The following is a 26,907-nucleotide window of genomic DNA, read 5'->3' as shown; positions in this document are numbered from 1 at the left end:
CCGAATCAACCCTTTCAACATGGGGATAGTCGAGCAACTACAGAAGGGCGTTATAGCTCCTAAACCAGCAGCAAGAAAATAGCCTCGCTTCCCACTGGAAGTCAGTAACGCTTCCACCTTGGATGGTGGGATGTGACGTTGAAGAACTCCGACCAGCAAGCTAATGCCAATGAATAAAACCGATAGCTCGATAGCGAGAAAGGCGAACATGCCTAGAGCGTCTTGGAGTTGAGATGACATTCAATATTACTCCTATATTTCTAGTATTGTCGAAATGATGTACGCAGCCTACTTGCGTTTATCCGACCTGTCAACTATAATTCTAGAAACATCGAATTATTGGGGCGTGCTATGGATCACGAAAAGGTTGCAGCCAGCTTAGCTGAGCTAGGGAATAGTCACCGACTGTCCGTGTTCCGCTTTCTGGTCAAAGCTGGCCATGATGGGGCTTCGGCCGGAGATATCCAGAAGGGGCTGGGTATTCCTGCTTCGACGCTATCACATCACCTTGCGCGCATGGCCAAGGTAGGGCTGATCCGGCAGGAGAAACATAGCCGCACGATTGTCTGTATACCCGAGTATGGGCACCTAGAGAATTTGATCGGTTTCTTACAAGAGGAATGTTGTGCAGGTGTCCGGATTGCGCATGAACCAGAACCGCTTTGACGCTTGCCCAGCTCTCGCTGTCCTCCCTAGTCAGCATCGCTATGAAGACTCAGGCGAAGGTGGAAACAGAAAATTGGCAGTAGAGTAGGCTGAAGAGGATCAATCAGATAATCCGCTGAGAAAGATTTTCTTCTTTACATCTTTGGCATTTTATCAACCAGAAATTCCGGATACCCTAATAAAGTAACTGGCAGCAATATTGTGGTACAGCACGGCGTCAATACGTGAACCGTCAGCTAAGTACTCTGTTTTACCGATATAACGGTTAAAGTACGTTACGCTCCAGTCACCCTGACCTGCCTGAATGCTGAAGTTGTTACGCAATTCAGCATAGCCACCGAAGTTACCATCGATAGTGTTGGTGTAATCCAGGCCATCTTGTTTAAACTTCAGTAGCCAGGTGGTGTCGTTATTGATATTCCAGGTTAAACCTAAGCCTTCAAAGCGATAGGCAATATTTAAGTCAATACCGCTGGTATCCTGATTACCGACGTTAGTTAATGGGTTGGTAAAGTTAGATAAATCGCCCTCAGGCGTAATCTTGAATGTTTCACAGGCAGTAATATCACCGGCAAAACAGTTATTTAAACCGGCTTGTGCATCTAAACGCGTAATAGCGTTTGATACTTTAAAGCGCCAGTAATCTACTGTCATTGACAGACCTTCAATTTGTGCAGGTGATAACACCACACCGGCAGTGAAAGACTCTGACTCTTCCGGCTGAAGATTGGCATCTGAGGTGTAGTTCACCAGAATTTGCGGGTCTTGCTCGTTGCCCCATGGGTCGTCCAGGTAATCATAAGAACCTGTGTTACCACCAAAAAGCTCACTTACGTTAGGTGCACGGAAACCGGTAGCGGCCACACCTCGGAACATAACCTCGTCAGACAACTCATAAGTTAAACCCACTTTCCAGGTGCTGGCTTTACCAAAAGTAGAGTAATCATCAAAACGCAGCGCAAATTCACCGGTCAGTTTTTCACTGAATGGCACGCTAACTTCCTGATAGAACGACACTACATCGTAGCTGCCATTGGTAGGATCTTGTTGCGCTGCAGTACCTTCACCAGCAACAATTACCGGATCCGGGTTGTAATAGCCGCTGTCACGACGGTACTCAGCACCGATAGCAAAACCTACAGCACCAGCACTTAAATCAAACAGGTCGCCACTTAACACACCGGCAACGATATGTTGTTTATTGCCACCGTTGGCTTGCTCCAGGTAACCGATTTCATCAACAATCGCTGGTGTTAATGGCGCACCGCTAAACCAGGCAGCCTGATTCGCATACACAGAATCAGCCATATTTACGGCGTTAATTGAATTGGCGACAGAAGTATCAGCTTTGTTTTTACCAAAGGTATAAGATACATCCCAGTTCATACCGGTATGTACATCCAATGTACCGGCTAAACCGGTAGATAAACGCAGCGTGTCAGTGTCTTGCTCATATACGCGTGGGCCAACGTCGTTAGTACGGCGGCGGTAATTAATACGGCCGGTATCATCTGCTGCCAGACCACCGGCAATCATCGCAGGTGTCAGCGTAATACAGTTAACCAGATCAGCACCCGGCGCACCGCAGACATCCAACATAATATCGCCTGGCTGAGGAGCCAGTTGCTGATCAGATTTACGTTTGGTGTAAAGCGCATCGGCAGTAAATACCAGGTCATTACCCAGCTCTTGTGTCGCATTAGCAAACAAGCTGTAACGTTTGCTTGGTGTTTGGTACCAGCTGTCTTTAGTGAAATCGTAACCGGCGCCGCGGGCTACCCACTCCCCTTGTGCGTTCTGCACCTTGCCACCCAGAGTACCGGTTGGAATAAACGAGCTGTTACCCGGCTCTGTCCAGTCTCGATCTGCCTGAATAACGCCTTTACGGTCTGAGTAAGCAGCACCAAAGGTATAGTTACCGCGGTCGGTGCTAAAACCATATAATGCACTTAGCTCACCGGTTTCACCGTCGCCTTTGTCTGTGCTGCTACCGTTTAAGTCAACCTGAAAGCCTTCAAAATCTTTTTTGGTAATAATGTTTACTACACCGGCAATGGCGTCAGAGCCATATACTGCAGAAGCGCCATCTTTTAAAATTTCAACGCGGGCGATCATCGCTACAGGAATGGAGTTTAAGTCTACTGCGCTGTCAGCACCTGAGCCTGAGTTAACCATACGGCGGCCGTTCAACAATACCAGCGTACGCTGCGAACCCATACCGCGTAAGTCAACCTGAGCAACACCGTCAGCACCGTTGTTCGTAGTTGAACCTACTGCAGCGCCAGCCATAGAGGTTTGCGCCTGTAACAACTGATCCACTGATGTAAAACCTTCCATGCGAATAGCGGCAGCGTCAATTACTGTAATAGGTGATGCAGTTTCCATGTCCTGACGCTGAATGCGCGAACCGGTTACTTCAATACGTTCAACCTTGGCAGTTTCTTCCTGCGCTACTGCAACAGAACTGAAACCTACTGCAGATACTGGCGCAGCCAGCAAAGCAAAGCGCACTGCTTTGCCGATAATAGATTTTTGCATGTTATTCCCCCTGGAAGCCTTCAATGAGACTGCCGTTGTTATAAGTGGTGGTTTTTCCGGCGCTGACGCTACTGATATTCTGTTGCAAATACCAGAACAAATACGTCAATACGGGGTTTGCCGTGACAAACAGAGGGAAATGCAGTGCCGGCACGCTATGCTGTATAAACTTGTAAAAATTGCCGCCAAAGCTACATAAATTAAGGCCAACGCTATTTGGTAACTTAACGGCCTCTGCTACACTGCGCGCCCTTTAAGCCCCATGGGACAGGGAACTGACGCTCATTAACCTGGTCAGAACTGTTCCACGCCGTTAATTTTCCCGAGTCGAATATGAAATTAAGCTGTTTAATAGTGGACGACGAACCTTTAGCCAGGGCTGGCATAAGACACCTTTTAAGTCAGCAGCAGCAATTTGAAATAGCTGCTGAAGCAGACAACGGCACCGACGCACTGCGCCTGGCTGAATTGCATCAGCCGGATATTATTTTTCTGGATATACAAATGCCGGGGCTCGATGGCCTTAATGTCTTTAAACAGCTGGCGAATAAGCCAGCCGTTATTTTTTGCAGCGCCTATGCCGAGCACGCCGTTACTGCCTTTGATTTAAGCGCCGTGGATTACCTGCTTAAACCCTTTAGTGCAGAGCGGTTTCAGCAGGCGTTGTTTAAAGCCTGTGGCAAAATTATTGATAAGCTAAGCCGCAGTAATGAACAGGCCGGACAAGACAGCGGCTATATAGAACGTATCACTATTCGCGATCCGGGCCGGTTGCGTATTGTTGAGGTTAATGATATCAGCTGGATTGAAAGTGCCGGTAACTATGTCGACATCCATGTGTATTCCCAGCAAAAAAGTTACCTGCTGCGCGATACCATGGCCGCGATAGAAAGCAAACTGGACCCGGCCATCTTCGCCCGTATTCACCGCTCATCTATAGTACGCAAAAGCGACATCATTGAATTACGCCCCGGCGATAAGGGCGATGCCGAAGTCGTGCTAAAGTGTGGTACTTTGCTTACCATGTCACGCCGCCACCGGGCAGCACTGGCAGAACTGTTCGGCCAGATAGCCTGACAGCTTAGCTACTGGGCAAAGGGCAAAACCTTGGTATACTGCCGGCAACACAGATTAAGGTAAGCGCCATGACAACTGAGCAATACCCAACCGCACCTGCTAAGCAGAAAAAATCTGGCTTTCTTAGCAATTTATTAATTAACGTTGTGATCCCGGCGGTAATTTTAAGCCGTTTGAGCGGTGAAGACGCACTGGGGCCGGTATGGGCAGTGGTGGTGGCATTGGCATTTCCGCTGCTGTTTGGTGTGTGGGAATTAAAACAATCCGGCAAGGTTAACTTTTTTTCGGTATTGGGCATTGTCAGTGTATTACTGACCGGTGGTATTAGTTTGCTGCAGCTCGACCCCTCTTATATTGCGATAAAAGAAGCACTGATCCCCGGCTTAATTGGCATTATTGTGCTGATAAGCCAATACACGCCCTATCCTTTTGTAAAAAAACTGCTGATCAACCCCGAGTTGCTGGATACCGAAAAGCTGCATCAGGCTTTGGCGGCGCAGAATAACAGCGCAGAGTTTGACCGGCGTATGGCGCGGGCCGGTTATATTGTTGCGGCGTCGTTCTTTATGTCATCGGTACTGAATTATGTGCTGGCCAAAGCCATAGTGGTAAGCCAGCCTGGCACCACCGCTTATGCCGAAGAACTGGGCCGGATGACCTGGCTTAGCTACCCGGTAATAGTGGTGCCCAGCATGATTATGCTGCTGGGCTCCATTTGGTATATTTTCCGGCAAATCGGTAAATTAACCGGTCAGTCACTGGAAGATTTTATTCTGCAATAGGCGCTTTTAACTGCGAGCGCAGTGCTATCAGTTCCTGCTGTAACTGCTGCATCTGTAGCAGTAGTTGCTGTTGCGTCGCTTTATCGGCGTCGTGTTCGGCCTGATGTTCTTCCTCATGCATGCTTTGTACAGCGTTAACAATTACCGCTATAAACAGGTTTAACATGGTAAAGGTAGCAATAAGAATAAAGGGCACAAAAAACAGCCAGGCATAAGGGAATTGCTCCATCACGGGCCGGGCGATGCCCATAGACCAGCTTTCCAGCGTCATAACCTGAAACAGCGTATAGAGTGACGCGCCTAAACTGCCAAACCAGTCAGGAAAGGCCTCGCCAAACAGCTTGGTGACCATAACTGCCGCTACGTAGTACACCAGGCCCAGCACCATAGCAATAGACAGCATGCCATTGAGTGATTGCACCAAAGCGCCGACAATTTTGCGCATCGATGGCACAAAAGTTAACACCCGCAGTACCCGCAGCACCCGCAGCGCCCGCAATACCGAAAATGGCCCGCTAGCTGGCAACAACGCAATAGACACTACGATAAAATCAAATAAACTCCAGGCGTCTTTAAAAAAGGCTAGCCGGTGTACATATAGCCGCAGCGTAATTTCCAGCACAAAAATACTCAGAATAGCTGTATCCAGCAGGTAAATTGCCGGCCCCGCCACGGCCATCACGCCTGGCATAGTTTCCAGCCCCAGTGTGGCAGCGTTAATTAAGATCAACGCCAGCAACAGCCGCTGCACGGTATTGTTTTCAATAAAACGCTTACACCGCTGGCGCACCGACGGCGCTGTTTTTACTACTTCACTGCTCATGCTGCACCTCAAATTTAATCGCTGCGCCATTGTATGTCAGCTAAGAGGCAGATCAATTACCCAAAGGCCTGCGTCAGCAGAAAAACTTGCCTGATAAATTTATTACATGCCAAAAATTACTTTTAATTTACCTTTTATGATCAAGATGTTGGTTTTATCACTGCGGAAAAATTCTGATATCCGCCACAGCTTCCAGATATGGCATAGCCAGTATCAAGCCTCTGTTGCAGGCTTACCCCGCACCCGCGATAACAGCGGTGCTACAAAAAAAATCAACAGAGGATAAGGCAAATGCAATATGGCAAATCAATACGCTTGTCAGTACTCACTACAGCACTGGCATTTAGCGCTGTGGCACAGGCAAATAACCTGGCAATTACCGGCCCCGGCGCTGGTGCAGATGGTTCCAGCAAAGCCAGCGGTGTCAGTTATGGCGATGTAAAAGACGCCAACCTGCAAAGTTACTGGCAACCGTCCAGCAACAGCGGGCAACGGGTGTCGGTTAAATGGACCAGCGCCATCAACGCTAACCAGGTAATACTGCGTGAGCAGGGTAGTAATGTTACCAGCTGGCGGCTGGTAAATAATGACAACGGCGCAGTACTGGCTACCGGTACCAGCATAGGCAGCAACAGAACGGTTAACTTCAGCACAATAAGCACGAAAAAACTCAACCTGGAAATACTGACCGCCAGCGGTGCGCCGCGTATTGCTGAGTTTGAAGTGTATCTGAACACCGGTGGCGGCAACCCGCCAAACCCGACCGATCCTGAACCAGGCCCGGTAACTTCTTGTGCAGCAGCACCACAGGGGTATGCTTCGCTTAACGGCGGCACTACCGGCGGCAGCGGCAGCAATGCAGTAACGGTAACAGTAAGCACCGGCGCTCAGCTGGTATCGGCACTGCAAAACCGCGATCTAAACCGGCCACTGACTATCCGTGTTAACGGCACCATTACACCGGCTAACTCTGGTGGGGTCAGTAAATTCGATATAAAAGACATGGATAACGTCAGCATTATCGGGGTGGGCAACAATGCCTTGTTTGACGGTATAGGCATTAAACTGTGGCGTGCCAATAACATTATTATCCGTAACCTTAAACTGCGCTACGTTAACACCGGCGATAAAGACGCTATTACCCTTGAAGGCCCGGCGCGTAATATCTGGATTGACCACAACGAAATCTATAACAGCCTGGATGTAGGTAAAGATTTTTACGACGAGCTGATCAGCGGCAAAAAAGACGTTGATAACGTAACTATCTCTTACAACTACCTGCACGACAGTTGGAAAACCTCACTATGGGGCAGCAGTGATTCCGACAACTACAACCGCCGCATTACTTTTCACCATAACCACTGGCATAAGGTAAATTCACGCCTGCCGCTGTTCCGCTTTGGCCAGGGCCATATTTACAATAACTATTACAACGACATTCAGGACACCGGCATTAACAGCCGCATGGGTGCGGTAATTCGCATTGAAAACAATGTGTTTGAAAACGCGAAAAACCCGATAGTGTCATTTTATTCCAGCGGCTATGGCTACTGGGACACCCGCGGTAATAGCTTTAGCAATATTACCTGGCAGGAGTACCCCAGCGATGGCATTATCGCCGGGCCAAATGTACAGCCAACAGCTGTGCTAAACCTGCCCTACAGCTTTAACCTGTTACCCACCAACCAGGTAAAAGCCCACGTACTGGCCAACGCCGGCGTAAATAAATGTAGTTTCTAACCAAAGCAGCAGGCGGCAGTGCCGCCTGCTTACCCCCCCTTCATCCGAAACAGCAATAGAGCGGCGAACAAAAATATTATCTCAAGTAAAAGCTGCGAATTATTTGTTCCTTAAAAAAACAAACTCCATTAGCATCAGTGGTACAAAAGCACTCAACTTATCAAGTTAAAAGTTGCAAAAATTATAATAAATTGCTGGGCTTTCAATTTGAATTTACCAAAGGTTACTCGTATGCGCGTTTATAATGCCGATAGGAAGGAATCAAAATTCAACAGTAAAATTTTCAGACATTTGGGGACGTCTCCTGTTGCAGCTGCAGAACGTGTTGAAGGTATGTTTTCTCACCAACAACACTGTGCGATAAATTTAGATTATTCAGTAAGTATTTTTGATATTTTAGGTCGGGTAATTCTTGAGAAATCACTGGAACAACACCTCGTTGACTTTTGTAACTACGCAAAGACATTTCATATCTCGGAATACTGTATTATCGCGAATAACCCACTAAGATTAATAGACTTATGGGAGGATGACCCTATAGGTAGCGCAGGGCCTATGGTAATCGATAAAAGCCAAATCTCGCTCTCTGAACAACGGGAAATTCAGGCAATTTTTCATCCGTTTTACAGTGTTATTCATCCTCCCCACATATTCAACTCAATGTCTTTCAAAGATATTAAAGCCATTAAGCGTAACTATCTCAGCAATATTTTATTTAAAGAAGAACTTAAAAAAAGGAAAGACCGTTCGCATGCAATTGGAGAGGATTTCAATATTGCTCAGTACCAAGAAATTGTTTGGTTAGATCTTACATTCAAGCTAAAAAAATGGGCGCTTGGTAAAGGATATGACTCATTCGTATACTCAAACAAAAAAGAGGGAAATGGAGAAGACGCTTACATAACGCTACTTCCCGGTCAATTGAAGAGCACAGGTATTGCACTTGAGTTTCTCGAAGATAAATATTTATCAGAAATGCCTAAAGTAATAAAGGAAATGGTTGACCGCTATCGGGGAAGATCTTTAGAAAAAGTTTATCACGCCTTATGGGGGCAAAATGACCCTATGCGTTATTGGAAATAGTTAAATCAACATAACAGGCCGTTTTCAGTCCTCCATTGCGGCGGCGACTCACCCAAGCTCATGTCCATACGCAGAGCGTTTAAGTTAGGAAGATGAACAATACATGAAAGCATCCGATGTGCTAACTCAAATTAGACAAGCTCTACAGGAAACCAAAGAGCAAGGTCATACGGTTTTTTCCATTGATGCAATGGAGAACTACCTAAAGATTTTTAACACGCATCTTGAAAATGATAGTTTTCATAAATCCGAAAAATACGAATTTGAACTTGCTAAGTTTAAAGCCGAAAATGACCGCAATATTGCAAACTCTACTAATGAAACTGCACACTCCGTTGAAATGTTCAAATCTGTTATAAACGCAGGCCAATCGGCTTTAAAAGCCAGCATGGTAATTAACGGTGGCGGCGCAGCTGCACTTTTGGCATTTACGGGTAAAATCTGGGAGACCACTACGTCAGCATTGGTAGCGAATAGTTTAACCTGCTCAATACTTTTGTTTTGCCTTGGCGTTTTATGTGCTGCACTTGCGACTGGAACAACTTATCTTTCACAGTGCGCCTACTCGGGTAATTGGTCTAAAACTGGCGATTATTTTAATGTAGTCAGTATTTCCGCTATTTTGGGGTCTTACACTTTATTTGGATATGGTGCTTTTAGGGCAGCAAGTTCATTGGGCGTGCATTTTGGCTTATAACACGCGACTAAAGCGCTTTAAAATGCGCCTTCCATACATATTACGGAGAACTTGTTATGACAGTCCAACCAAGCAATCTGCAGGTGCAGCAGGTGAACTGTTTCTACAACTACACTGTAGGCTTGGATGTCATCCAAGTAGATCTTCTTAAAACAGCCGCTAAGCTTCTGAAATCGGGTATAGCGAGGACCGTTTGCTTCTCTGACCTGAAGGTCATATATCTGGATGAAGATGGCAAGTTTCAACACGAATGGCTTCAACCGCAAGGACGCCAGTGGGACAATCGTTGGACAATCAAGTTCAACGAGTCGTTGCCTAAGCACGCTATTGATGACCTTACCTTTTGCTTGGAATTATCATTCCATGAGCGTCGCATCGAAAGTGCGGAGGCAAGACAAATCCCGCCATATTTGCGCACTGCTCTCCCTCCATTGGTTCTAGAGAGTGAGGACTTAACTCTACCGATATACCCGTGGCTCAAGCTTCAGGCCGACGGGATCATGTCCATTTGCTTTCAACTCGATACGTCGTGGGACCAACTTGCAGAAGAGGATTTCATCCATGATATCGTCAACTTATTTCAGCGGTACTTTGACCGTATCTGGGTGCATGCTGAACTACAACGGATAGATGGTGAACGACTTTTACCTGACGCATTCGAGGCTGAAGTTTCCATTGGCGGGCAGAGCATCGTCAGCAGAAAGACCCGCAAGCTCATCGAGAAAATGCGACAAACAGCAAAAACCACACTCAACGACTCCCTCGGTAAAGAAGGGCAAGATTTTAAATTGCAAGGGGAATCATGGAGACTACACCAAATCGCAGGTACGGAAGATCAAACCGAATGGGAGGCAACCATTGACCTTTGTCGCTCCATCTATGCAAGTGCCGTCGCATCACAAGTAGTTGTAAAGAGCAGCAGGGGCCGGAGTGCAGGAATTCAATTGTGGCAGGGAAGACCATCTATTTCCTTGATGCGCTTTGCAAAGCAGCCTAAAGCCAAGGACCAGCTATTCAAAAAGTATGGTCCGTCAATGTCCCGAATTCTAATACGTTCTGCTGGAGTAGACGAGCCTCCGCCGCTACCAAGAGATCTTCGCCCATTCGATGATTACTGTTTTCACGGCAACAGAGCATTGTTGCTCTGGACTTGGCTACGCTCAAGCTCCGCACCCAAAAATGCTTGGAACGATCCAAACACTAGGGCTAATATACTGGACAACCAAGCTAGGGCAGAACATTTTGAATATCACAACATGCGCATAGCCCGTGCATGTGCTATAGCGAGATCACCTCAATCTGATGAACACCTTGTTTACGCCTACGAAACACTGGCCAACGCCGACGCAGTTCTTCATCAATCAAGCCAAGCAGGAGAGATTACAGAAGCACTCGAGTTCTTAATGGCTGCGGCAGGCACAACGAGACTCATTGCATCAGGTAAGGAGCAGGCACGATGGCACTTGGATGAACGCCGCTTTAGAATCGAAAAGCGACGGGCACGAGTGGATCGGTGGCTAGCTATTGTGTTTGGCTTAGTGGGAGCAGCAGGACTTGCCGATTTGGTCGTTCAGCCGTTTCTGCAAGCGACTTATCCCACATGGGCGGATTGGTACACAGGACTGTTTGCATTCACGCTTGCTTCATTAGTGGTGGGGGTTTTGGGTGTACTCATAGTGATTGCTAACAAGATGCGAGCAGAATAACTCATATTTTAGAAGGCCGCTCACTTACACATACGAGCACTCTCACACTGAATTGGTAACGCCGCTCGTCTGGCCGCATTAGCGGCCAGTCTATGGTGCAACCTCCGTCTCAGCCTGCCTGATTAAACCGGCTAAACGCTGCTTCCAAATCTGCCAGTAAATCTTCTACATCTTCCAGGCCGATATGCAGGCGGATTAACGGCCCGCTGTATAGCCAGGTGGTGGCGCTGCGCAGATTTTGCACTTTCATTGTGGCGGTAATTAAGCTTTCAAAACCTCCCCAGGAAAAGCCCATTTTAAAATGCGCCATACCTTCAACAAAAGCTTCTACCTGCTGCTGGCTACCCTGCTGTAACACAAACGAAAATAAGCCGTTACTGCCGCTAAAATCACGCTGAAAAATGCTGTGGCCGGGGTGTGTTGGTAGGGCCGGGTGTAGCACGGTTTCCACCTCCGGCCTTTGCGCCAGCCAGTTGGCTACTTTAAGTGCACTTTGCTCGTGCTGCTTTAACCGCACCGACAAAGTGCGTAAACCGCGTAGTGCGGTGTAGGCATCGTCGGCTGAGGCGCAATAACCCATTAAATAGCTGTGCTCGCGCAGTTGCGGCCAGTGTTTTTCATTGGCACTGGCGATGCCCAGCATGACATCAGAATGGCCGACAATATACTTGGTGGCCGATTGCACCGACACATCCACCCCCAGCTCAAATGGCTGGCATAAAATGGGCGAGGCCCAGGTATTGTCTAAAATAGTGACGATATTATGCTGGCGCGCCACGGCGGTAATGGCCGGAATATCCTGCATTTCAAAGGTTAGTGAGCCTGGCGATTCAAGGAAAATCACTTTGGTATTGGGCTTGATTAAACTGCTAATCGCCGCACCTATTTGCGGATCGTAATAGCTTATATCAATTCCCAGCCCGGCCAGCAGCTTGTCGCACAGGCTGCGTGTTGGCTCGTAGGCGCTGTCAACCATTAACAGATGATCGCCGTTTTTTAAGAATGCCAGCAGTGCCCCGCTGATGGCTGCGGCACCACACGGATACAAGGCACAACCGGCGCCGCCCTCCAGCTCGCAGATAGCTTCTTGCAAGGCAAAATGGGTATCGGTGCCGCGGCGGCCATAAAACGGCACCCGGTTACCGCGGTTTTGCGTGGCATGTTTTAACTGTGCAAAGGTATCAAACACTATGGTAGAGGCCCGCACCACTGGCGGGTTTACTACACTGCCGGTATAGCTTTTACGGCGGCCAGCATGAATAAGCCGGGTATCTTTTTTCATTTCTCTGCCCTTGTCAGTAAACCATTTCAATTTAAGCCGGGTATAAAGACTTCTGGATGTCTGCAATATAACTGCTATATTGCCATAAGGTTAAACGCTTGTCGTCTGCTGCGGTAATAGTTGAAGCGCGTAGCCAACTCTGGAATTCACCAAGCCTTGTTTGACAAAGGTTACAACGACATCTAGGGTTTTGAAAATAACTAGGAGAAAAACAGATGCGCAACTTTACCCTTACACCATTAACACTGGCTATTGCTGCAGTTTTGATTACCCCGGGGTTATCTGCGCAGCAAGCTGGCTCAGCCGCAGCAGCGGAAGACGAAAAAATAGAGCAAATTGTGGTAACCGGCACCCGTGTAGCCGGCCGCTCGGTATCCGATACTGCCGTACCTATCGATATTGTCAGCGCGGTTACGCTGGAGCGCTCTGGTACAACAGAGCTGAACCAGGCGTTGTCGGTAGCGTTACCGTCATTTAACTTCCCCCGCCCAGGCCTTGCCGATGGCACTGATACGATTCGCCCGGCAACTTTACGCGGCCTGGGCCCGGACCAATCACTGGTGCTGGTTAACTCAAAGCGGCGCCACTCGGCGTCTTTGGTTAACGTTAACGGCACTGTGGGCCGGGGTTCGTCGGCAGTGGATCTGAATACTATTCCCATGGGTGCGGTAAGTGCTATTGAAGTACTGCGCGACGGCGCCTCAGCCCAGTATGGCTCGGATGCTATTGCCGGGGTGTTAAACGTGCGCCTGCGTGAAGCCAGTGAAGGTGGAAATTTTACTGCCTCTTATGGTTACCGTGAAAGTAACTACACCACGCCCACTACCCCGCCACCGGTTGGTGCCAACTGGAGTGCGCCGGATCGGATAGAACGTGGTGTCAGCGATGGCGAAACGATGAACTTATCCGGCTGGAAAGGCTTTAACCTGGCCGATCAGGGCTTTGTTACGGTAGCGGTTGAATATAAAGATGCTGATCGCACCGAGCGCGGTGGCTACGATCATCGCCAGCAATATCCGCTGGTAAACGGTGAATTTGACCCGCGTGAAGCAACAATAGAACGTTTTAACGCCTGGTACGGCGAGCCTGAAGTGAAGCAGTTTACCCTGTTTGTAAATGCCGGCCTGAATGTAGGCCCCGGCAAACTGTACAGCTGGCTGAGTTATCAGGACAGAGCGGCAAAATCCGGCGGTTTCTTTCGCCGGGCAATAGATGATCGCAACGTTATTGAAGTACACTCGGATGGCTTTTTACCGATTATTGCACCAGATGTTACCGACACCAGCTCCGCAGTGGGTTATGAATGGGACATGGGCGACTGGAGCTTTGATGCTTCGGTAGTGTACGGCTTTAACGAAATGGAATTTACCATTGAGAACACCGTTAACCGCTCTATTGGCCCGGCTAGCAAAACCGAGTTTGACGCCGGTGGCTTTAACTATGACCAGGTTGTCGGTAACTTTTCTGCCGTAACGTCATTCGATGTACCGGCCTTTGCTTCACCGGTTAACCTGGCAGCGGGGGTTGAACTGCGCCGCGAAAGCTACACCATTTTTGCCGGCGAGCCAGGCTCTTACATCAACGGTGGTGTATTACTGCCCAACGGCAACCCTACCCAATCGGGTGCTCAGGTGTTTCCGGGTTTCAGGCCGGCTAATCAGGTAAATGAAAGCCGCGAATCGGTTGGCGTTTTTGTTGATCTGGAAGCTAATCTTACTGATAACGTGTTAGGTTCTGTTGCAGTGCGGGCAGAAGATTACTCTGATTTTGGCAGCAACCTTACCGGTAAACTGGCGCTGCGCTACGATATTACCGACAGCTTTGCGCTGCGTGGCTCATTGCAAAATGGCTTTCGCGCACCGTCGCTGCAACAGCAATATTTTACCAGTACTTCAACCAACTTTATCAACGGTGTGCCGTTTGATATCACTACCTTTCCGGTTAATGACCCGGTTGCAGTAGCGTTAGGCGCCCAGGCACTGGACGCAGAAAAGTCGGTTAACCTGTCGTTAGGTACCGTGTTCCGCATTGGTGATGTGTCGGTCACTATTGATGGTTACCAGATTGATATTGACGACCGTATAGTGCTGTCAGAAAACCTTACCGCGGCTAACGTGCGCAATTATCTTACTGATCAGGGTTTTATTGGCATCGGTGGCGGCCGCTTCTTTATTAACGGCGTAGATACCGAAACCAAAGGTATTGATCTGGTTGTAAACTGGGCTTTACCTACCGATGCGCTGGGCGATTTTGACTTAACCTTTGTGGCTAACTACAACGAAACCAAAGTTACCCGTACGCCGCAAACCGACGAGCTGGCTGCACTGGACCCGGCACCTGAGTTATTTGGCCGCGTAAACGTACTAACCTTTGAAAAAGGCAACCCGAAAGACAAACTGGGTGCCATTGTAAACTGGAGCCATGAGCGGGTTGGCGCCACCTTAAGGGCCACCCGTTATGGCGAAGTGTTAACACCGGGCACCACAGCAGCAACTGACTTTACGCTGGGCGCCAGAACACTGGTAGATATTGAGGGCAGGCTTGATGTTACTGATAGCTGGCGGCTGGCGGTAGGTATGGATAATATCTTTGATCAATACCCCGAAGCCTTTCCGGTGTCACTAAACAGCACCGGCAATACACCTTACTCTAACTACTCACCGTATGGCCGTTCAGGCCGGTTAATTTATGCCAAAGTAAGCTACAACTTCTGATAGCACCGATTCTGGCACAACCAAGGCGCCTTTTTTGATAAAATTCAGGCGCCTTTTTTACAGCAGGTTGTCAATCTCATCGCTTTCAAGCAGTGCTTCCAGCTGGGGTTTGGCAAAATAATAACCCTGCAGATAACGAATACCCACCGATGTCAGATAATCCAGTTCGGCTTTACTTTCAATGCCCTCAGCCAACACCTGGGTGCCCTGCAATGCACATTGCGCTATGGTTTGCTCAACAATAAATTGCTTGGCCGGGTTTTGCTCTATATTGCGGATCAGCTGCATATCCAGCTTCAGAATATGCGGTTTCAGTTCAACCAGCCAGTCAAGCGTGGCAAAACCTGAGCCGTAATCATCAATAGCAGTTTGAAACCCCCGTTTGGCATAACTGCGAAAAATACGGTTTAAATGTGCTTTATCCGGGATTTGCTCACCTTCGGTTACTTCAAAAATCAATCTACGCAGGTCAAAACCGTATAAATCAGCAGCCTCAATGGTGGCTTTAATACAGGTGTCGGGGTTATATACCGCGTTAGGCAAAAAATTGATATGCAAAAAGGTGTTACAGCCTAAGCGGGCCGCCGTTTCTATGGCTTTTACCCGGCAAGCCTGATCAAAATAGTATTTATTGTTGTCATTAATATGCTGAAACACCCAGCCAGCGCCCTCGCCCTGCGGCCCACGCACCAGTGCTTCATAGCCAAATACGGCTTTGGTTTGCCAGTCGATAATCGGCTGAAACGCCATACGGATCTGAAAACCCAGCGCCTCGCCACTTAAACAATCACTGCAGGTTTGCTGCTTAATACTGTCGGGAAACTGCATAAACTGTTGATTAACTTTAGCCCATCTGATTGCCTGACTTTAGCGCTGTTAACGCTATCTTGCCAGTGATATTGTCCCGATCTGCGCTTTTGCCAATACCCGGTTTAAGCATCATAGCCGCATAGCAGGCTAAAACTGGCATGAGCAGCACAGAGCTGTATAATGTCATCATTCTGATCTAAGTGGCATTTGTGGCGTAACTATGCCCTTTTGCTGTTAAAAGGCCGCTATGAAGTATAAAGATTTACGTGATTTTATTACACAGCTGGAGCAACGTGGCGAACTGGTGCGGGTGACAGCGCAAGTAGATCCGGTATTGGAAATGACCGAAATTGCCGATCGCACCCTGCGCGCCGGCGGCCCAGCCATTTTATTTGAAAACCCCAAAGGCAGCCGCATTCCGGTGCTGGCTAACCTGTTTGGCACCCCGCAGCGGGTGGCATTGGGGATGGGCCAGGAAGACGTTTCTGCACTGCGGGAAGTAGGCAAGTTACTGGCTTTTTTAAAAGAGCCCGAGCCGCCAAAAGGTTTAAAAGACGCCTTTAGCAAGCTGCCTATTTTTAAACAGGTGCTGAATATGTCGCCCAAACAGGTGAAAAAAGCACCCTGCCAGGACGTTGTACTTAGCGGCGACGACGTTGATTTAACTCAACTACCTATTATGACCTGCTGGCCCGGCGATGCTGCGCCTTTAATTACCTGGGGTTTAACCGTTACCAAAGGGCCGCATAAAGAGCGGCAAAACCTCGGTATTTACCGCCAGCAATTACTGGGTAAAAACAAACTGATTATGCGCTGGCTGTCGCACCGTGGCGGCGCGCTGGACTTTTACGAGTTTCAAAAAGCCAACCCTGGCCAGCGTTTTCCGGTAGCAGTGGCGCTGGGTGCGGATCCCGCCACCATTTTAGGCGCGGTAACACCGGTGCCGGATACGTTGTCAGAATACGGCTTTGCCGGCCTGCTGCGTGGCGATAATACTGAAGTAGTTAAATGTATCAGCAACGATTTGCAGGTACCGGCCAGCGCAGAGTTTGTGCTCGAAGGCTACATAGAGCCGGGCGAAATGGCCCCCGAAGGCCCATACGGCGACCACACCGGTTACTACAATGAAGTAGATAACTTTCCGGTATTTACCGTTACCCATATTACCCAGCGCAAAGATCCTATTTACCACAGCACCTATACCGGCCGGCCGCCAGATGAACCTGCCATTCTGGGCGTAGCATTAAACGAAGTATTTGTACCGATACTGCAAAAGCAGTTTCCGGAAATTACCGACTTTTATCTGCCGCCCGAAGGCTGCTCGTACCGGCTGGCTATAGTGACGATGAAAAAACAATATCCCGGCCACGCTAAACGCGTGATGATGGGGGTTTGGTCGTTCCTGCGCCAGTTTATGTACACCAAGTTTGTTATTGTCTGCGATGACGACATTAACGCCCGCGACTGGCAGGATGTAATTTGGGCTATTACTACCAGGATGGACCCGGCCCGCGATACCACACTGGTAGAAAACACACCGATTGACTACCTGGATTTCGCCTCGCCGGTATCAGGCTTAGGCTCAAAAATGGGTATGGATGCCACCAATAAATGGCCGGGCGAAACCACGCGCGAATGGGGTGAACCGATAGTAATGGACCCGGCAGTAAAACAACGTATAGACGATATCTGGCCAACGCTGGGTATTACACTGCCACTAAAGGACACCCCGCTGTGAGTTATCTGGTTACTATCACCCCGGCACAGCTGAGCTTTGCTGTGCAACAAGATGAAACCATCCTGGCGGCAGCGTTGCGTAATGGGATAGATTTTCCACATCGTTGTCGCCAGGGCGTGTGTACCAGCTGTGTCTGTAAGCTAAAAAGTGGTGAGGTACGCTATAACGAACCGCAACCGCTAACCGAACTGGACAAACAACAGCAGTTTACCTACTGTTGTTTAGCCTACCCAAAAACTGATCTGGTTTTACACCACCCTTTTATCCGTGGCTAAGCCGTAACGCCATTGCGAAGAGCACTATGACAACAATTTCCTGTAATGTAGATTTAATTGAAGCCCTCACCCCAACTGTAAACCGGGTGTTGTTAACGCCGGCACAACCGGTCAGTTTTGCCAGTGGCCAGTATTTGCAGCTGTGTTTAAGCGATAGCGATAAAAGGCCGTTTTCCATCGCCAGTATACCTGGCCAGCGCCAGCTGGAACTGCATATTGGTGGTGCAGTTGCCGATCCTTACGCCAGCCAGGCACTGGCACATCTGATGCAACAACATCAGTTGCAACAGCCGGTGCAGGCTGAAATTGGTTTAGGCAATGCCCAGTTTCGTGCCGACAGCGAGCGGCCACTTATTTTACTGGCCGGTGGTACCGGGTTTTCTTATATCTACAGCATTGCGCAAACAATAGCAGCCGCAAATATAGACCGGCCGGTGTTTATCTACTGGGGCGTACGCGAACACAGCGCCTTATATCATGCCGAGATCATGCAGGCCTGGGCTACCCAAAACAGCAAATACCGCTTTATTCCGGTAGTACAAAACCCGGACGACAACTGGCAGGGCCGCAGCGGCATGGTACACGAAGCCGTATTAAATGATTTTGTCTCACTGGAGGCTTACGATATCTATGTAGCCGGACCTTTTGCTATGGCAGGCGTAGTACGCAGCGCCTTTATTGAACAAGGCGCCCAGCGTGAGCGTATGTTTGCCGATGCCTTTGCCTATATCTAGACTGGTTTGTCCAGTGTAGCTATGCAACAATCCGGTATTGGCAATTACAACAGAGCTAAGCAATGACACATAAAACCCTGATTAAAGTACGTGGTTACCATTTAGATATTTACCAGCATGTAAACAATGCCCGTTATCTGGAGTTTTTAGAAGAAGCCCGCTGGGGTTATCTGGAAGACAGTGGCGATATCGACTGGTTTGCCAAACACGGGCTGGCTTGGGTTATTGTAAATATAAATATTAACTACCGCGTGGCGGCCACGATGGGCGATCAGCTGGAAGTATTTACCCGCTTTAGCAAAGTAGGCGGCAAAAGTGCTGTAGTCACACAAGAAGTACGTATTGCCGGTAAAGATGCTATTGCTGCTGATGCGCAGGTTACTTTTGTGTGCCTGGATCAGAAAACCGGTAAAGCAGTGGCGATTGAGGGTGAGCTGAAAGCCCGCTTAGAACACCATATCAGCGCTTAGTATTTGCGGTGCTTTTCCAGCGCCTGTTTTAGTATAGCGCTGGATGCATCTTTATCGCCACATGGCACCCTTTTGGCCAACATCAACTGCTCGAAACCGTCCAGAGCAGGGTCGCCAATAACACAAACCCCCTCCTTGATGCGAACCATATGCTGCGCCGGATCGGCGCTCAACTCTTGATGCCGTTTTTCTACTGTTATTTTTGGCTGCTGTGCCTGCAAGAACTGCTGATAACTGGCCGTTGCGGCATCTTCTATCGCACGGGCAGACGGTGTTGCTGCACTGCTTAAGGCGCGCTGAGCCAACCCGGCAGCACTGCTTTGCTCTGGCTGTGCTGAAAAAGGTGCCGAAAAAGATGCCGCAGAGGATGCTACAGCCGCTGCAGGCTGTTTTTCGCTCACAGCATCAGCCTGAGTAGCTGCGTTATCTGTGCTAGCTAGCGCAGCAACTTCCGGCTCTGGTGCTGCGGATAGCGCTGGTGTTACAGATAGCGCAGAGGGCAACGCTGCAGACTCCGGCTCAGGGGCGTTACTTTCGGCTTGCGCTGCAACAGCTTGTACTGGTGGTGGCTGGTATAAGTACGACACTACCGGCGCAGCAGGTTTTGGCGGTGGCACCTGAGTAAATTCAAGCCGTAACAAACAGGCCAGCAACAACGCATGCAGCAGTAAAGCCAACAGCGCAGCGCCGGCATAATCGGCAGCCCAATGTTTTACAGCAGAAATAACACCTGACAAAAATTAGCAGTCCGTGCAGCGGTGGTTAAGTTAACATCAGACCAGGGCGGTACTAATTAATTCCACGGTCTAAGCGTTAATTTATGTTAAGCAAAAAAGGCCTAAGCTGCTGCCATTGTTGTAGTTTTGCATTAAAATCCAGCGCCGCATGGGCCGGGCTGGTAGAGGGAAGCGTAATCAGCTTAATACCGGCGGGTACAATCTGTAATGGTAAAACATGGCGTTTAAAACTTTGCCAGGCTTTGCCGCCATTAAAACCAATAGCAGCTAAATTGGGCTGGCTGGCAAAAAAACCGGCAAAATCGTTTACCTGCTCATCACGAATAGCGCTGTCGAGGCTGCCTGCGCGCTGGCAACTGGCAATAACATCCCATAAAGCAATGCCGCTGGCATTAAGTGCACGCACTTTTTCAGGGTAAGGTAAGTTCGCAGAAAACCCAGCCAGCTCTGCCATGATCGGCCAGAACAGGTTGCGCGGATGGGCATAGTATTGTTGCTGCGCCAGCGAGGCGGCTCCGGGCATGCTGCCTAGCAGCAATACCCTGGCTTGTGGCGGGCTAAGCGCGGCCAGCCCGGTGATAGCCTCGTCAGCCATGGACTATCAACCAAGCCTGGGCTCGTATTGCCGGGCTTTTTGCAGCGCCAGCTCGGCTTGCTCCAGTTCACCTTCCTGCTGTGCTAAATAGGCAAGCAGCGCATATAAATAGCCATTGCTGCCATGGTCACGTAACCAGCTTTGGGTTTGTTTACGTAATTTCAGCACCGACTTACCCAGCGGTATTTGCCGGATGTAAGGCAACAACTGCGGCAGCTCCGCCAGTTGTAAATGGCTTAGCAGCAGCTTTTCGGCCGCATCATTCTGGCCACTTTGCGCCAGTGCCCAGGCGCGGCCAATGTTCGCGGCAGTAGATTTACGCTCTTTGGCCGGTAAATTTTGCCAGTACTCTGCGCTTTCATCAAAACGCTGTTGCTGGCTTAGCTGGCTTATTGCCGCCGGATAAATATTAAAGCGCTGCTGCTGCCATTTATCTTTATCAAACCATTGCTGATTAATCGCCGCCGGTATCATCTGCAATAATTGCTGCCATTGTCCGGCTTGCTGCAGTGCATATAAATACAACTGACCCAGGCCTTTGTCTTCGGTGTCTGCCGTCACTTTTTCAGCCAGCAACACACACGCCTGCGCGGCCTGGCCTTGCTGTAACAGTAAATCAGCCTGGATAAAAGCCGTACTGCTACTGTCTTCGGTCATGGTTTCAATATGGCTGTTGGCCAAAGCGACATTACCGGCATAAAACGCAGCATAAGCCGCCATCAGGCGCTTTTCGCTGTGCATAAAGTCATCGGCGCAGGCTTTGGTTAAATGCTGGCTGGCCAGTTGCCATTGCTGTTTAGCATAGGCCTGCAGCCCCAGCTCAAATGCCTGCTGGGCTTTGCGCTGGCGGCGCCAGCGGAAAAAGTTAAACGACAGATGCTGCAAGCGTAACAATTTACGCAGCAGCATAGTCACTAACCACACTACTACACCAGCCAACAACAACGCGACAATTAAACCCAGCGCGGTCATTTCAAATACCCGCCCGGCCAGAATTACTTTGATATAGCCTGGGTTGTTTACCAGTGAAGGCCCAAGCAACATTGCTGCTGCAAGCACCAGAATGAGCAATAGCCAGCGGATCATAAGCCGCTCTCCGTCAGTTGCTGCTGATATTGCTGCAGTTGTGCCAGGCTGGTTAACGGCGATGCCTGCGGCACAGCAACGTCAACCGCCGCCAGCGTCGCCAGTTGCTGGCTTAACTGCATAACCGCTTCATCTTCGCTGCTAAAATAACGCTGCAGCTGATCACTGGCTTGCTGCAATGCTGCAGCATATACCTGCGGCTGTTTTTGCATTGCCGCCAGTTCAGCCAGCAACAGTTGCTGATTTAAACTTACACGCAGTATCAGCTGTTGTTCGACGGTTAAACTAAAGTAATCCTCCGGCACGGCTGAGCGTACCTGAATTAATTTGCTCCAGCTTTGCTGCCAGTAGTAGCTCAGCGTCTGGCGCCAGTTCTGGATGTCGGTGTCTGGTTTAAGTTCAGGTTGGGCGGCTTTATCCTGCTGCTTTAACGGCAACGCCATAGTTGCCTTACGCATTTGTTGCAGCTGAATATGTACTTTAGTTAGATCAGGCTGGGTAATATGGCTTAACTGCTCGTTGTCTGCCGCTATCGCCTGGCGCACAGGTAACAATGATGGATCGTCCAGATTAGCCAGCTTTTCATCGGCACTGGCCAATAATGCACGGGCGGTGGCGAAATCCTGCTCTAACCAAACCTTCTGAGCTGCCAGCTGCAGCAGGTATTCTACCTCTGCCAACAACCAGTGTCGTGGTGGTGCACTGTCGCGCTCTTGCACTAACTGGCGCAGCGCCTGAATTTGTGCCTGGCTTTGTGCGGCCAGTTGTTGCTGTTGTTGTGTCAGGTTTTGCTCAAGCTGCGCCAAACGCTGTTGTTGTTCTGTTTGTAACTGCTGTTGCAATTGTTTGCTGCTGTCTTGCTGTTGCTGGCTTTGATCGGTTAAGCGCTGCTGATTTTGTTGCAAGGTATACGTTTGCTGCTGCAAATTTTGCCATTGTGGCCATGCCAAGTAGTAACCGCCTGCGGCTAAACCGCCCCCCAGCGCCAGTACCAGCAATAAACTTAACCCCCCCGTAAAGCTACCCGCGCTGCGCACTGTAGGTTCGGTTTCTATTTGTTGCTTTAACTGCTGCAATGGCGCGTCCATTTCTGTTGCGCGCTCTTCTGTTGCACGCTCTAAGGTGTCACTCATTGATATTCCCTCTTAAGCTGGCTTATTGCAGCCAGTAACGCACTGTCATTGGCATTATCGGCAAGCGTAATACGCTCAGCAGCGATACCAAGCGCTAAAGCACTGTCTTGCATGCGTGGACTAACCAGTACCCAGTCACACTGTTGCAACCAGTGGTGATGCCCGGCGCTGATCACACTGAATAACTGCTGTAAAATCTCATTGCTGGTAGCCACAATACAACGAATGCCCGCCAGCTGCCACTGTTGGCACAGTGAAGCGCCGTCCAGCGGCAGCGGCACACGCTTATAGCTTTGCACATAACGTACTGTTGCACCGCGGGCTACCAGGCCCTGTTTAATCAGTTCGCGCCCGGCATTGCCGCGCACTACCACTATTTGTTTACCTGCCACCTGCTGCAGCTGCGGTAATTGCAGCAAACCTTCACTACGCTGATCTTCAGGTACTGTTACTTCCCGCGCCAGCCAGCGCTGTAAAGCCGATGCAGTAGTGTGGCCTACGGCAAATAACGGTGCTTTAAGTAAAGCAGCATCTGTTTGATTTTGCAGACAACTTACCGCACTAACACTGACAAAGATCAGCATATCGGCGTGTTGCAAAAACTGTTGGTCCTGCGGTTTCAGCGCCATCTGCGCGGTGGTGATTAGCGGCTGATACAAATAGGCAATGCCGCTTTCGTCCAGCGAGGCCAGCAGGTTATCTGCCTTACCGGCCGGCCGGGTAATTAAAAACGGTATGGCCTCTGCTGCTGTGCGCTCTGTCATGGCGCAGCCTGATATACCGCCTGTAAAATGCGGTCTGCGCCTTGCGACAGCAGGTATTCTGCCAGTTCGGCACCCAGCTGTTCGCCTTGCGCTACCGGGCCACGCAACTGATGACGGATAATTTCGCTGCCATCCACGGCCCCTACCAGGCCTCGCAACCACAGACTATCGCCTTCTATTACGGCAAAAGCACCAATAGGCACCTGGCAACCGCCCTGCAGTTTACGGTTCATGGCACGCTCGGCCAGCACGCAACTGCGGGTTGGCGCGTGTTCCAGCGGCGACAGCAGTTGCTGCACGGCAATATCATCGCTGCGGCATTCAATACCGACTGCGCCCTGGCCGTTGGCAGGCAGGCTGGTTTCTACCGGCATTAAGCTGGCTATCCGCTGCTCAAAGCCCAGCCGGATCAAACCTGCTGCGGCCAGAATAATAGCGGCAAACTCGCCGTTATCCAGCTTCGCCAGGCGGGTATTAACATTACCGCGCAAATCGCGCACGGTTAAATCGGGCCGTAACGCCTTTATCTGGCACTGCCGGCGCAAACTGGATGTGCCCACCACCGCGCCCTGTGGCAGCTGATCTAAGCTTTTAAACTGATTAGAAACAAAAGCATCCTGCGGGTTTTCCCGCGGGCAGATGGTATGCAGCATCAGGCCGGGCGGGAAATCCACCGGCACATCTTTCATACTGTGCACGGCAATATCGGCGCGCCCTTCCAGCATGGCCTGTTCCAGCTCTTTAACAAACAAGCCTTTGCCGCCAATTTTGGCCAGCGGGGTATCAAGAATTTTGTCACCCTGCGTCGACATCGGCACCAGCTCTACTGTCAGCTGCGGATGATGGCGTAGCAGCTCAGCTTTAACATACTCGGCCTGCCACAGCGCCAGCGCACTTTTGCGCGTTGCGATACGAATGTTGTTCATATTAACCTGCTATTGGGTTCAGTAAACGCCGCTGAATAAAACTGCTGATATCGGCCACTTCCTGCGCACATACGCTATGCGGCATCCGGTATTCGTGCCAGCTAACGTTAAAACCGGTATTTTTCAGCGTATGGAATGCCTGCTGCCCTGCTGCCATGGGCACTACCGGGTCCTGGCTGCCGTGCGCGATTAACACCGGCGTGGCTTTATTTATGCTGCTGGCCTCTTCTTTTAACTTGTCTGGCGCGCACATATAGGTAGACAACGCCATTACGCCAGCCAGCTTATACGGCAAGCGCGGTAATAAATGCAGCGCTATAACGCCGCCCTGGCTAAAACCGGCCAGAATAATGCGCTCGCTGCTGATGCCATCGCTAATCAGTTTATCCAGTAATTGCTGCACTGCAGCGGCAGATTCGCGTACGCCGTCTTCGTCGGCGCGGTTGGCTAAATCCATGGTTTTTATATCGTACCAGGCGCGCATACGCATGCCGCCATTAACGGTAACCGGGCGCTCTGGCGCATGCGGAAATAAAAACCGCACGCCGGCATCTGCCGGTAATCTCAGCTCGGGTACTATAGGCGAAAAACCGTGGCCGGAATCGCCCAGGCCATGCAGCCACACTACAGCAGAGCGGGTGTCGCCCTGCGCTTTAACATCAACAAAAGGAAGTAACGCCATTACACCATTCCAAAACGTCAGCGCTTAGGGCGCCAAATTAAGAGGCTTACCCGCCTGCTTAGCAGCGGCATCATTCAGCAGTTGCCAGAACTCGGCACCGGTACGGTTATCAATCCACTTATCGCCATGCCATTCAAAGTGATGGCCGTTAAATTTTGTCGCCACCCACAGCTGGTGCAGCGGCGGCTGCTTATTGATAATAATTTTGCTGCGGTCGGCAAAGCTGATACTAAGCAAGCCACCATGCGATTCATAATCCAGATCAGCATCGGCATCTTCTACCGCCTGCTCTACTGCCAACAGCGTATTGTCGGCCAATTCATCATATTCTAGGTCATTCATCTGCTTCACCTGTTTGCTTTTATCGCCAAGGATGCGATTATAGAGCGCAACCACCATAAAAAAATAACATCATGCACGCTTTTACAACCAAAGGTCCGCTGTTAACTGTTGCTGCCGCCATTATGCTGTGCAGCATGCTGAGTGCTTGTGGTCAAAAAGGTCCGCTTACCTTACCACAACCGGCACCTGAAGTGGCAGAACCGCAGCAAAACAACGCTAATCCAACCCAACCAACGGATGAACAACGTGGACCATTTTAATTATCAGCAAAACCGCCTGTTTGCGGAGCTCCAACCTTTAAGCAGCATTGCCGCCGAATTTGGCACGCCCTGCTATGTTTACTCACGCGCCACCATTGCCCAGCATTATCAGGCTTTTGCCAGTGCAGCATCAAAGCATCCGCACAGCCTGGTGTGCTATGCCGTTAAAGCCAATAGTAACCTGGCTATTTTAAACCTGTTGGCCAAACTTGGCAGCGGCTTTGACATTGTATCCGGCGGAGAGTTGCGCCGGGTAATTGCCGCCGGTGGCGATGCGAAAAAAGTGGTGTTCTCCGGTGTGGCTAAAACGGAAGACGAAATGCGTTTTGCGCTGGAGCTGGGTATTAAGTGCTTTAATGTGGAATCTATTGCCGAACTGGACCGCCTGCAACTGGTGGCCAGCCGCATTGATAAAAAAGCGGCCATTTCTATCCGGGTTAACCCGGATATCGACGCCAAAACCCACCCTTATATTTCTACCGGTTTAAAAGCCAACAAATTTGGTATTGATATACTGCTGGCCCGTGATATTTACCGCAAGGCCGCCGGTTACAGCCACCTTGAAGTAGTAGGTGTAGATTGCCATATTGGCTCGCAGTTAACTGAAACCCAACCGTTTTTAGATGCACTGGAAAAACTGCTGACGTTAATTGATGATTTGGCCGCTGATGGCATAGCGTTAAAGCATATTGATATCGGCGGCGGCCTTGGCGTAACTTACGACAAAGAAACCCCACCCTCGCCGGCCGATTACCTGGGTAAAGTGGTAGAACGGCTAAAAAGCTACCCGCAACTGGAACTGATAATGGAACCCGGCCGCGCCATTATGGCCAATGCCGGTGTGCTGCTAACCAAAGTAGAATTTTTAAAGCCGGGGCAGGAGAAAAACTTCGCCATTGTTGATGCCGCCATGAACGACTTAATCCGCCCGGCGCTATACAGTGCCTGGCAGGCGATAGTACCGCTGGAAATTAACAGCGCGGCGCAGCCTGCGCTGTACGATATTGTCGGCCCGGTGTGCGAAACCGGTGATTTTCTTGGTAAAGACCGTGAACTGGCCATAGTTCAGGGCGATTTACTCGCCGTGCGCTCAGCCGGTGCCTACGGTTTTACCATGAGTTCTAATTACAACAGCCGCCCACGTGCCGCCGAGGTACTGGTTGACGGCGAAAAAGTGCATTTAATCCGTGCCCGTGAACAGTGGCAGGATTTATGGCGTGGCGAACAAGTCATTACCGATTAATTAA

Annotated in this window: 27 protein-coding genes; 14 read left to right on the top strand and 13 right to left on the bottom strand. The window is 49.8% G+C overall.

All coding sequences use genetic code 11. The features are described 5' to 3' along the window. The coding region (locus BLW68_RS19730; RefSeq protein ID WP_177172302.1) for a permease at window positions 1-240 on the bottom strand (240 nt) is incomplete at its 3' end. A gap of 111 nt (window positions 241-351) precedes the next feature. Between BLW68_RS19730 and BLW68_RS19725 the strand changes: the two genes are divergently transcribed. Further along, complete coding sequence (locus BLW68_RS19725; protein WP_020742476.1) at window positions 352-666, top strand: ArsR/SmtB family transcription factor; 315 nt, start codon at window positions 352-354, stop codon at window positions 664-666. A gap of 153 nt (window positions 667-819) precedes the next feature. Here the strand turns inward: BLW68_RS19725 and BLW68_RS19720 are convergent, their stop codons facing one another. Continuing rightward, window positions 820-3,204 carry a TonB-dependent receptor plug domain-containing protein gene (locus BLW68_RS19720; protein WP_092796910.1) on the bottom strand — a complete coding sequence of 795 codons (2,385 nt, stop codon included), beginning with the start codon at window positions 3,202-3,204 and terminating at the stop codon, window positions 820-822. A gap of 333 nt (window positions 3,205-3,537) precedes the next feature. Between BLW68_RS19720 and BLW68_RS19710 the strand changes: the two genes are divergently transcribed. Both BLW68_RS19710 and BLW68_RS19705 read left to right on the top strand, forming a co-directional pair. Further along, a complete protein-coding gene (locus BLW68_RS19710) occupies window positions 3,538-4,281 on the top strand; it encodes a LytR/AlgR family response regulator transcription factor (RefSeq protein WP_092796906.1) in 744 nt (247 codons plus the stop codon). 68 nt (window positions 4,282-4,349) lie between these two features. Beyond that, window positions 4,350-5,063, top strand: coding sequence for a VC0807 family protein (locus BLW68_RS19705; protein ID WP_092796904.1), 714 nt, complete (start codon window positions 4,350-4,352; stop codon window positions 5,061-5,063). Here BLW68_RS19705 and BLW68_RS19700 read toward each other — a convergent pair. Further along, window positions 5,050-5,886: an ion transporter gene (locus BLW68_RS19700; protein ID WP_092796902.1), complete on the bottom strand. Its 837-nt coding sequence runs from the start codon at window positions 5,884-5,886 to the stop codon at window positions 5,050-5,052. The genes BLW68_RS19705 and BLW68_RS19700 overlap by 14 nt on opposite strands. A 291-nt stretch (window positions 5,887-6,177) precedes the next feature. On the opposite strand from BLW68_RS19700, the gene BLW68_RS19690 reads away from it, so the two are divergent. The 4 genes from BLW68_RS19690 (at window position 6,178) to BLW68_RS19675 (ending at window position 11,112) form a co-directional block, all read left to right on the top strand. Next, the gene (locus BLW68_RS19690; protein WP_092796898.1) at window positions 6,178-7,626 is read left to right on the top strand and encodes a pectate lyase family protein; all 1,449 of its coding nucleotides are present in this window, start codon (window positions 6,178-6,180) and stop codon (window positions 7,624-7,626) included. Between the two features lie 231 nt (window positions 7,627-7,857). After that, window positions 7,858-8,709 (top strand): hypothetical protein, encoded by an 852-nt coding sequence (locus BLW68_RS19685; protein ID WP_092796896.1) that lies wholly within the window; start codon window positions 7,858-7,860, stop codon window positions 8,707-8,709. Between the two features lie 103 nt (window positions 8,710-8,812). Further along, window positions 8,813-9,406: a hypothetical protein gene (locus BLW68_RS19680; protein WP_092796894.1), complete on the top strand. Its 594-nt coding sequence runs from the start codon at window positions 8,813-8,815 to the stop codon at window positions 9,404-9,406. 56 nt (window positions 9,407-9,462) lie between these two features. Next, complete coding sequence (locus BLW68_RS19675; RefSeq protein ID WP_092796892.1) at window positions 9,463-11,112, top strand: hypothetical protein; 1,650 nt, start codon at window positions 9,463-9,465, stop codon at window positions 11,110-11,112. A gap of 109 nt (window positions 11,113-11,221) precedes the next feature. Here BLW68_RS19675 and BLW68_RS19670 read toward each other — a convergent pair whose 3' ends face one another. Next, entirely contained in the window at window positions 11,222-12,394 is a 1,173-nt protein-coding gene (locus BLW68_RS19670) for a cystathionine beta-lyase (protein WP_092796890.1), read from the bottom strand. Window positions 12,395-12,609: 215 nt separating this feature from the next. Between BLW68_RS19670 and BLW68_RS19665 the strand changes: the two genes are divergently transcribed. Then, window positions 12,610-15,108: a TonB-dependent receptor plug domain-containing protein gene (locus BLW68_RS19665; protein ID WP_092796888.1), complete on the top strand. Its 2,499-nt coding sequence runs from the start codon at window positions 12,610-12,612 to the stop codon at window positions 15,106-15,108. Between the two features lie 57 nt (window positions 15,109-15,165). Here the strand turns inward: BLW68_RS19665 and BLW68_RS19660 are convergent, their stop codons facing one another. Beyond that, entirely contained in the window at window positions 15,166-15,936 is a 771-nt protein-coding gene (locus BLW68_RS19660; protein WP_092796886.1) for an EAL domain-containing protein, read from the bottom strand. Between the two features lie 229 nt (window positions 15,937-16,165). Between BLW68_RS19660 and ubiD the strand changes: the two genes are divergently transcribed. The 4 genes from ubiD (at window position 16,166) to BLW68_RS19640 (ending at window position 19,135) form a co-directional block, all read left to right on the top strand. Then, window positions 16,166-17,656 carry a 4-hydroxy-3-polyprenylbenzoate decarboxylase gene (gene ubiD, locus BLW68_RS19655; protein WP_092796884.1) on the top strand — a complete coding sequence of 497 codons (1,491 nt, stop codon included), beginning with the start codon at window positions 16,166-16,168 and terminating at the stop codon, window positions 17,654-17,656. Continuing rightward, a complete protein-coding gene (locus BLW68_RS19650; protein ID WP_092796882.1) occupies window positions 17,653-17,931 on the top strand; it encodes a 2Fe-2S iron-sulfur cluster-binding protein in 279 nt (92 codons plus the stop codon). The genes ubiD and BLW68_RS19650 overlap by 4 nt, the downstream gene beginning before the upstream one ends. 26 nt (window positions 17,932-17,957) lie before the next feature. Continuing rightward, complete coding sequence (gene fre, locus BLW68_RS19645) at window positions 17,958-18,665, top strand: NAD(P)H-flavin reductase (RefSeq protein ID WP_092796880.1); 708 nt, start codon at window positions 17,958-17,960, stop codon at window positions 18,663-18,665. Window positions 18,666-18,727: 62 nt separating this feature from the next. Next, window positions 18,728-19,135, top strand: a complete 408-nt coding sequence (locus BLW68_RS19640) for an acyl-CoA thioesterase (RefSeq protein ID WP_092796878.1) — start codon at window positions 18,728-18,730, stop codon at window positions 19,133-19,135. Here BLW68_RS19640 and BLW68_RS19635 read toward each other — a convergent pair. The 8 genes from BLW68_RS19635 to cyaY form a co-directional block, all read right to left on the bottom strand. Further along, window positions 19,132-19,872 (bottom strand): hypothetical protein, encoded by a 741-nt coding sequence (locus tag BLW68_RS19635; protein ID WP_092796876.1) that lies wholly within the window; start codon window positions 19,870-19,872, stop codon window positions 19,132-19,134. The two genes, BLW68_RS19640 and BLW68_RS19635, sit on opposite strands and share 4 nt — an antisense overlap. Before the next feature lie 76 nt (window positions 19,873-19,948). After that, window positions 19,949-20,467: a DNA-deoxyinosine glycosylase gene (locus tag BLW68_RS19630; RefSeq protein WP_092796874.1), complete on the bottom strand. Its 519-nt coding sequence runs from the start codon at window positions 20,465-20,467 to the stop codon at window positions 19,949-19,951. 6 nt (window positions 20,468-20,473) lie between these two features. Next, window positions 20,474-21,553 carry a heme biosynthesis HemY N-terminal domain-containing protein gene (locus BLW68_RS19625; RefSeq protein WP_092796872.1) on the bottom strand — a complete coding sequence of 360 codons (1,080 nt, stop codon included), beginning with the start codon at window positions 21,551-21,553 and terminating at the stop codon, window positions 20,474-20,476. Beyond that, window positions 21,550-22,686, bottom strand: coding sequence for a uroporphyrinogen-III C-methyltransferase (locus tag BLW68_RS19620; RefSeq protein ID WP_092796870.1), 1,137 nt, complete (start codon window positions 22,684-22,686; stop codon window positions 21,550-21,552). Before BLW68_RS19620 ends, BLW68_RS19625 begins: the two co-directional genes overlap by 4 nt. Then, complete coding sequence (locus BLW68_RS19615; RefSeq protein WP_092796868.1) at window positions 22,683-23,450, bottom strand: uroporphyrinogen-III synthase; 768 nt, start codon at window positions 23,448-23,450, stop codon at window positions 22,683-22,685. The genes BLW68_RS19620 and BLW68_RS19615 overlap by 4 nt, the downstream gene beginning before the upstream one ends. After that, window positions 23,447-24,376 (bottom strand): hydroxymethylbilane synthase, encoded by a 930-nt coding sequence (hemC, locus tag BLW68_RS19610; RefSeq protein ID WP_092796866.1) that lies wholly within the window; start codon window positions 24,374-24,376, stop codon window positions 23,447-23,449. Before hemC ends, BLW68_RS19615 begins: the two co-directional genes overlap by 4 nt. Before the next feature lies 1 nt (window position 24,377). Then, on the bottom strand, window positions 24,378-25,058 hold the full coding sequence (locus BLW68_RS19605) for an alpha/beta hydrolase (protein ID WP_068237716.1): 681 nt from the start codon (window positions 25,056-25,058) through the stop codon (window positions 24,378-24,380). A gap of 24 nt (window positions 25,059-25,082) precedes the next feature. Continuing rightward, entirely contained in the window at window positions 25,083-25,400 is a 318-nt protein-coding gene (gene cyaY, locus BLW68_RS19600; RefSeq protein ID WP_092796918.1) for an iron donor protein CyaY, read from the bottom strand. A 71-nt stretch (window positions 25,401-25,471) separates the two neighbouring features. On the opposite strand from cyaY, the gene lptM reads away from it, so the two are divergent. Both lptM and lysA read left to right on the top strand, forming a co-directional pair. Then, the gene (gene lptM / locus BLW68_RS19595) at window positions 25,472-25,660 is read left to right on the top strand and encodes an LPS translocon maturation chaperone LptM (RefSeq protein ID WP_068237718.1); all 189 of its coding nucleotides are present in this window, start codon (window positions 25,472-25,474) and stop codon (window positions 25,658-25,660) included. Continuing rightward, the gene (lysA, locus tag BLW68_RS19590; RefSeq protein ID WP_092796916.1) at window positions 25,647-26,903 is read left to right on the top strand and encodes a diaminopimelate decarboxylase; all 1,257 of its coding nucleotides are present in this window, start codon (window positions 25,647-25,649) and stop codon (window positions 26,901-26,903) included. Before lptM ends, lysA begins: the two co-directional genes overlap by 14 nt. Window positions 26,904-26,907 lie beyond the last annotated feature (4 nt).

Source organism: Rheinheimera pacifica, assembly GCF_900108485.1.
Classification (GTDB): Bacteria; Pseudomonadota; Gammaproteobacteria; order Enterobacterales; family Alteromonadaceae; genus Alishewanella; species Alishewanella pacifica.
Note: the sequence above shows the minus strand (reverse complement) of the source record. Positions and strands in the feature narration are given on the sequence as shown.

Coding starts and splice junctions, on each gene's coding strand:
- BLW68_RS19625 (WP_092796872.1), bottom strand. CDS start 21,553: ATGATCCGCTGGCTATTGCTCATTCTGGTGCTTGCAGCAGCAATGTTG.
- lptM (WP_068237718.1), top strand. CDS start 25,472: ATGCACGCTTTTACAACCAAAGGTCCGCTGTTAACTGTTGCTGCCGCC.
- BLW68_RS19710 (WP_092796906.1), top strand. CDS start 3,538: ATGAAATTAAGCTGTTTAATAGTGGACGACGAACCTTTAGCCAGGGCT.
- BLW68_RS19665 (WP_092796888.1), top strand. CDS start 12,610: ATGCGCAACTTTACCCTTACACCATTAACACTGGCTATTGCTGCAGTT.
- hemC (WP_092796866.1), bottom strand. CDS start 24,376: ATGAACAACATTCGTATCGCAACGCGCAAAAGTGCGCTGGCGCTGTGG.
- BLW68_RS19660 (WP_092796886.1), bottom strand. CDS start 15,936: ATGCAGTTTCCCGACAGTATTAAGCAGCAAACCTGCAGTGATTGTTTA.
- BLW68_RS19675 (WP_092796892.1), top strand. CDS start 9,463: ATGACAGTCCAACCAAGCAATCTGCAGGTGCAGCAGGTGAACTGTTTC.
- BLW68_RS19720 (WP_092796910.1), bottom strand. CDS start 3,204: ATGCAAAAATCTATTATCGGCAAAGCAGTGCGCTTTGCTTTGCTGGCT.
- BLW68_RS19725 (WP_020742476.1), top strand. CDS start 352: ATGGATCACGAAAAGGTTGCAGCCAGCTTAGCTGAGCTAGGGAATAGT.
- BLW68_RS19670 (WP_092796890.1), bottom strand. CDS start 12,394: ATGAAAAAAGATACCCGGCTTATTCATGCTGGCCGCCGTAAAAGCTAT.
- BLW68_RS19685 (WP_092796896.1), top strand. CDS start 7,858: ATGCGCGTTTATAATGCCGATAGGAAGGAATCAAAATTCAACAGTAAA.
- BLW68_RS19620 (WP_092796870.1), bottom strand. CDS start 22,686: ATGAGTGACACCTTAGAGCGTGCAACAGAAGAGCGCGCAACAGAAATG.
- BLW68_RS19690 (WP_092796898.1), top strand. CDS start 6,178: ATGCAATATGGCAAATCAATACGCTTGTCAGTACTCACTACAGCACTG.
- BLW68_RS19640 (WP_092796878.1), top strand. CDS start 18,728: ATGACACATAAAACCCTGATTAAAGTACGTGGTTACCATTTAGATATT.
- BLW68_RS19630 (WP_092796874.1), bottom strand. CDS start 20,467: ATGGCTGACGAGGCTATCACCGGGCTGGCCGCGCTTAGCCCGCCACAA.
- BLW68_RS19705 (WP_092796904.1), top strand. CDS start 4,350: ATGACAACTGAGCAATACCCAACCGCACCTGCTAAGCAGAAAAAATCT.
- BLW68_RS19700 (WP_092796902.1), bottom strand. CDS start 5,886: ATGAGCAGTGAAGTAGTAAAAACAGCGCCGTCGGTGCGCCAGCGGTGT.
- BLW68_RS19680 (WP_092796894.1), top strand. CDS start 8,813: ATGAAAGCATCCGATGTGCTAACTCAAATTAGACAAGCTCTACAGGAA.
- cyaY (WP_092796918.1), bottom strand. CDS start 25,400: ATGAATGACCTAGAATATGATGAATTGGCCGACAATACGCTGTTGGCA.
- ubiD (WP_092796884.1), top strand. CDS start 16,166: ATGAAGTATAAAGATTTACGTGATTTTATTACACAGCTGGAGCAACGT.
- BLW68_RS19605 (WP_068237716.1), bottom strand. CDS start 25,058: ATGGCGTTACTTCCTTTTGTTGATGTTAAAGCGCAGGGCGACACCCGC.
- BLW68_RS19615 (WP_092796868.1), bottom strand. CDS start 23,450: ATGACAGAGCGCACAGCAGCAGAGGCCATACCGTTTTTAATTACCCGG.
- fre (WP_092796880.1), top strand. CDS start 17,958: ATGACAACAATTTCCTGTAATGTAGATTTAATTGAAGCCCTCACCCCA.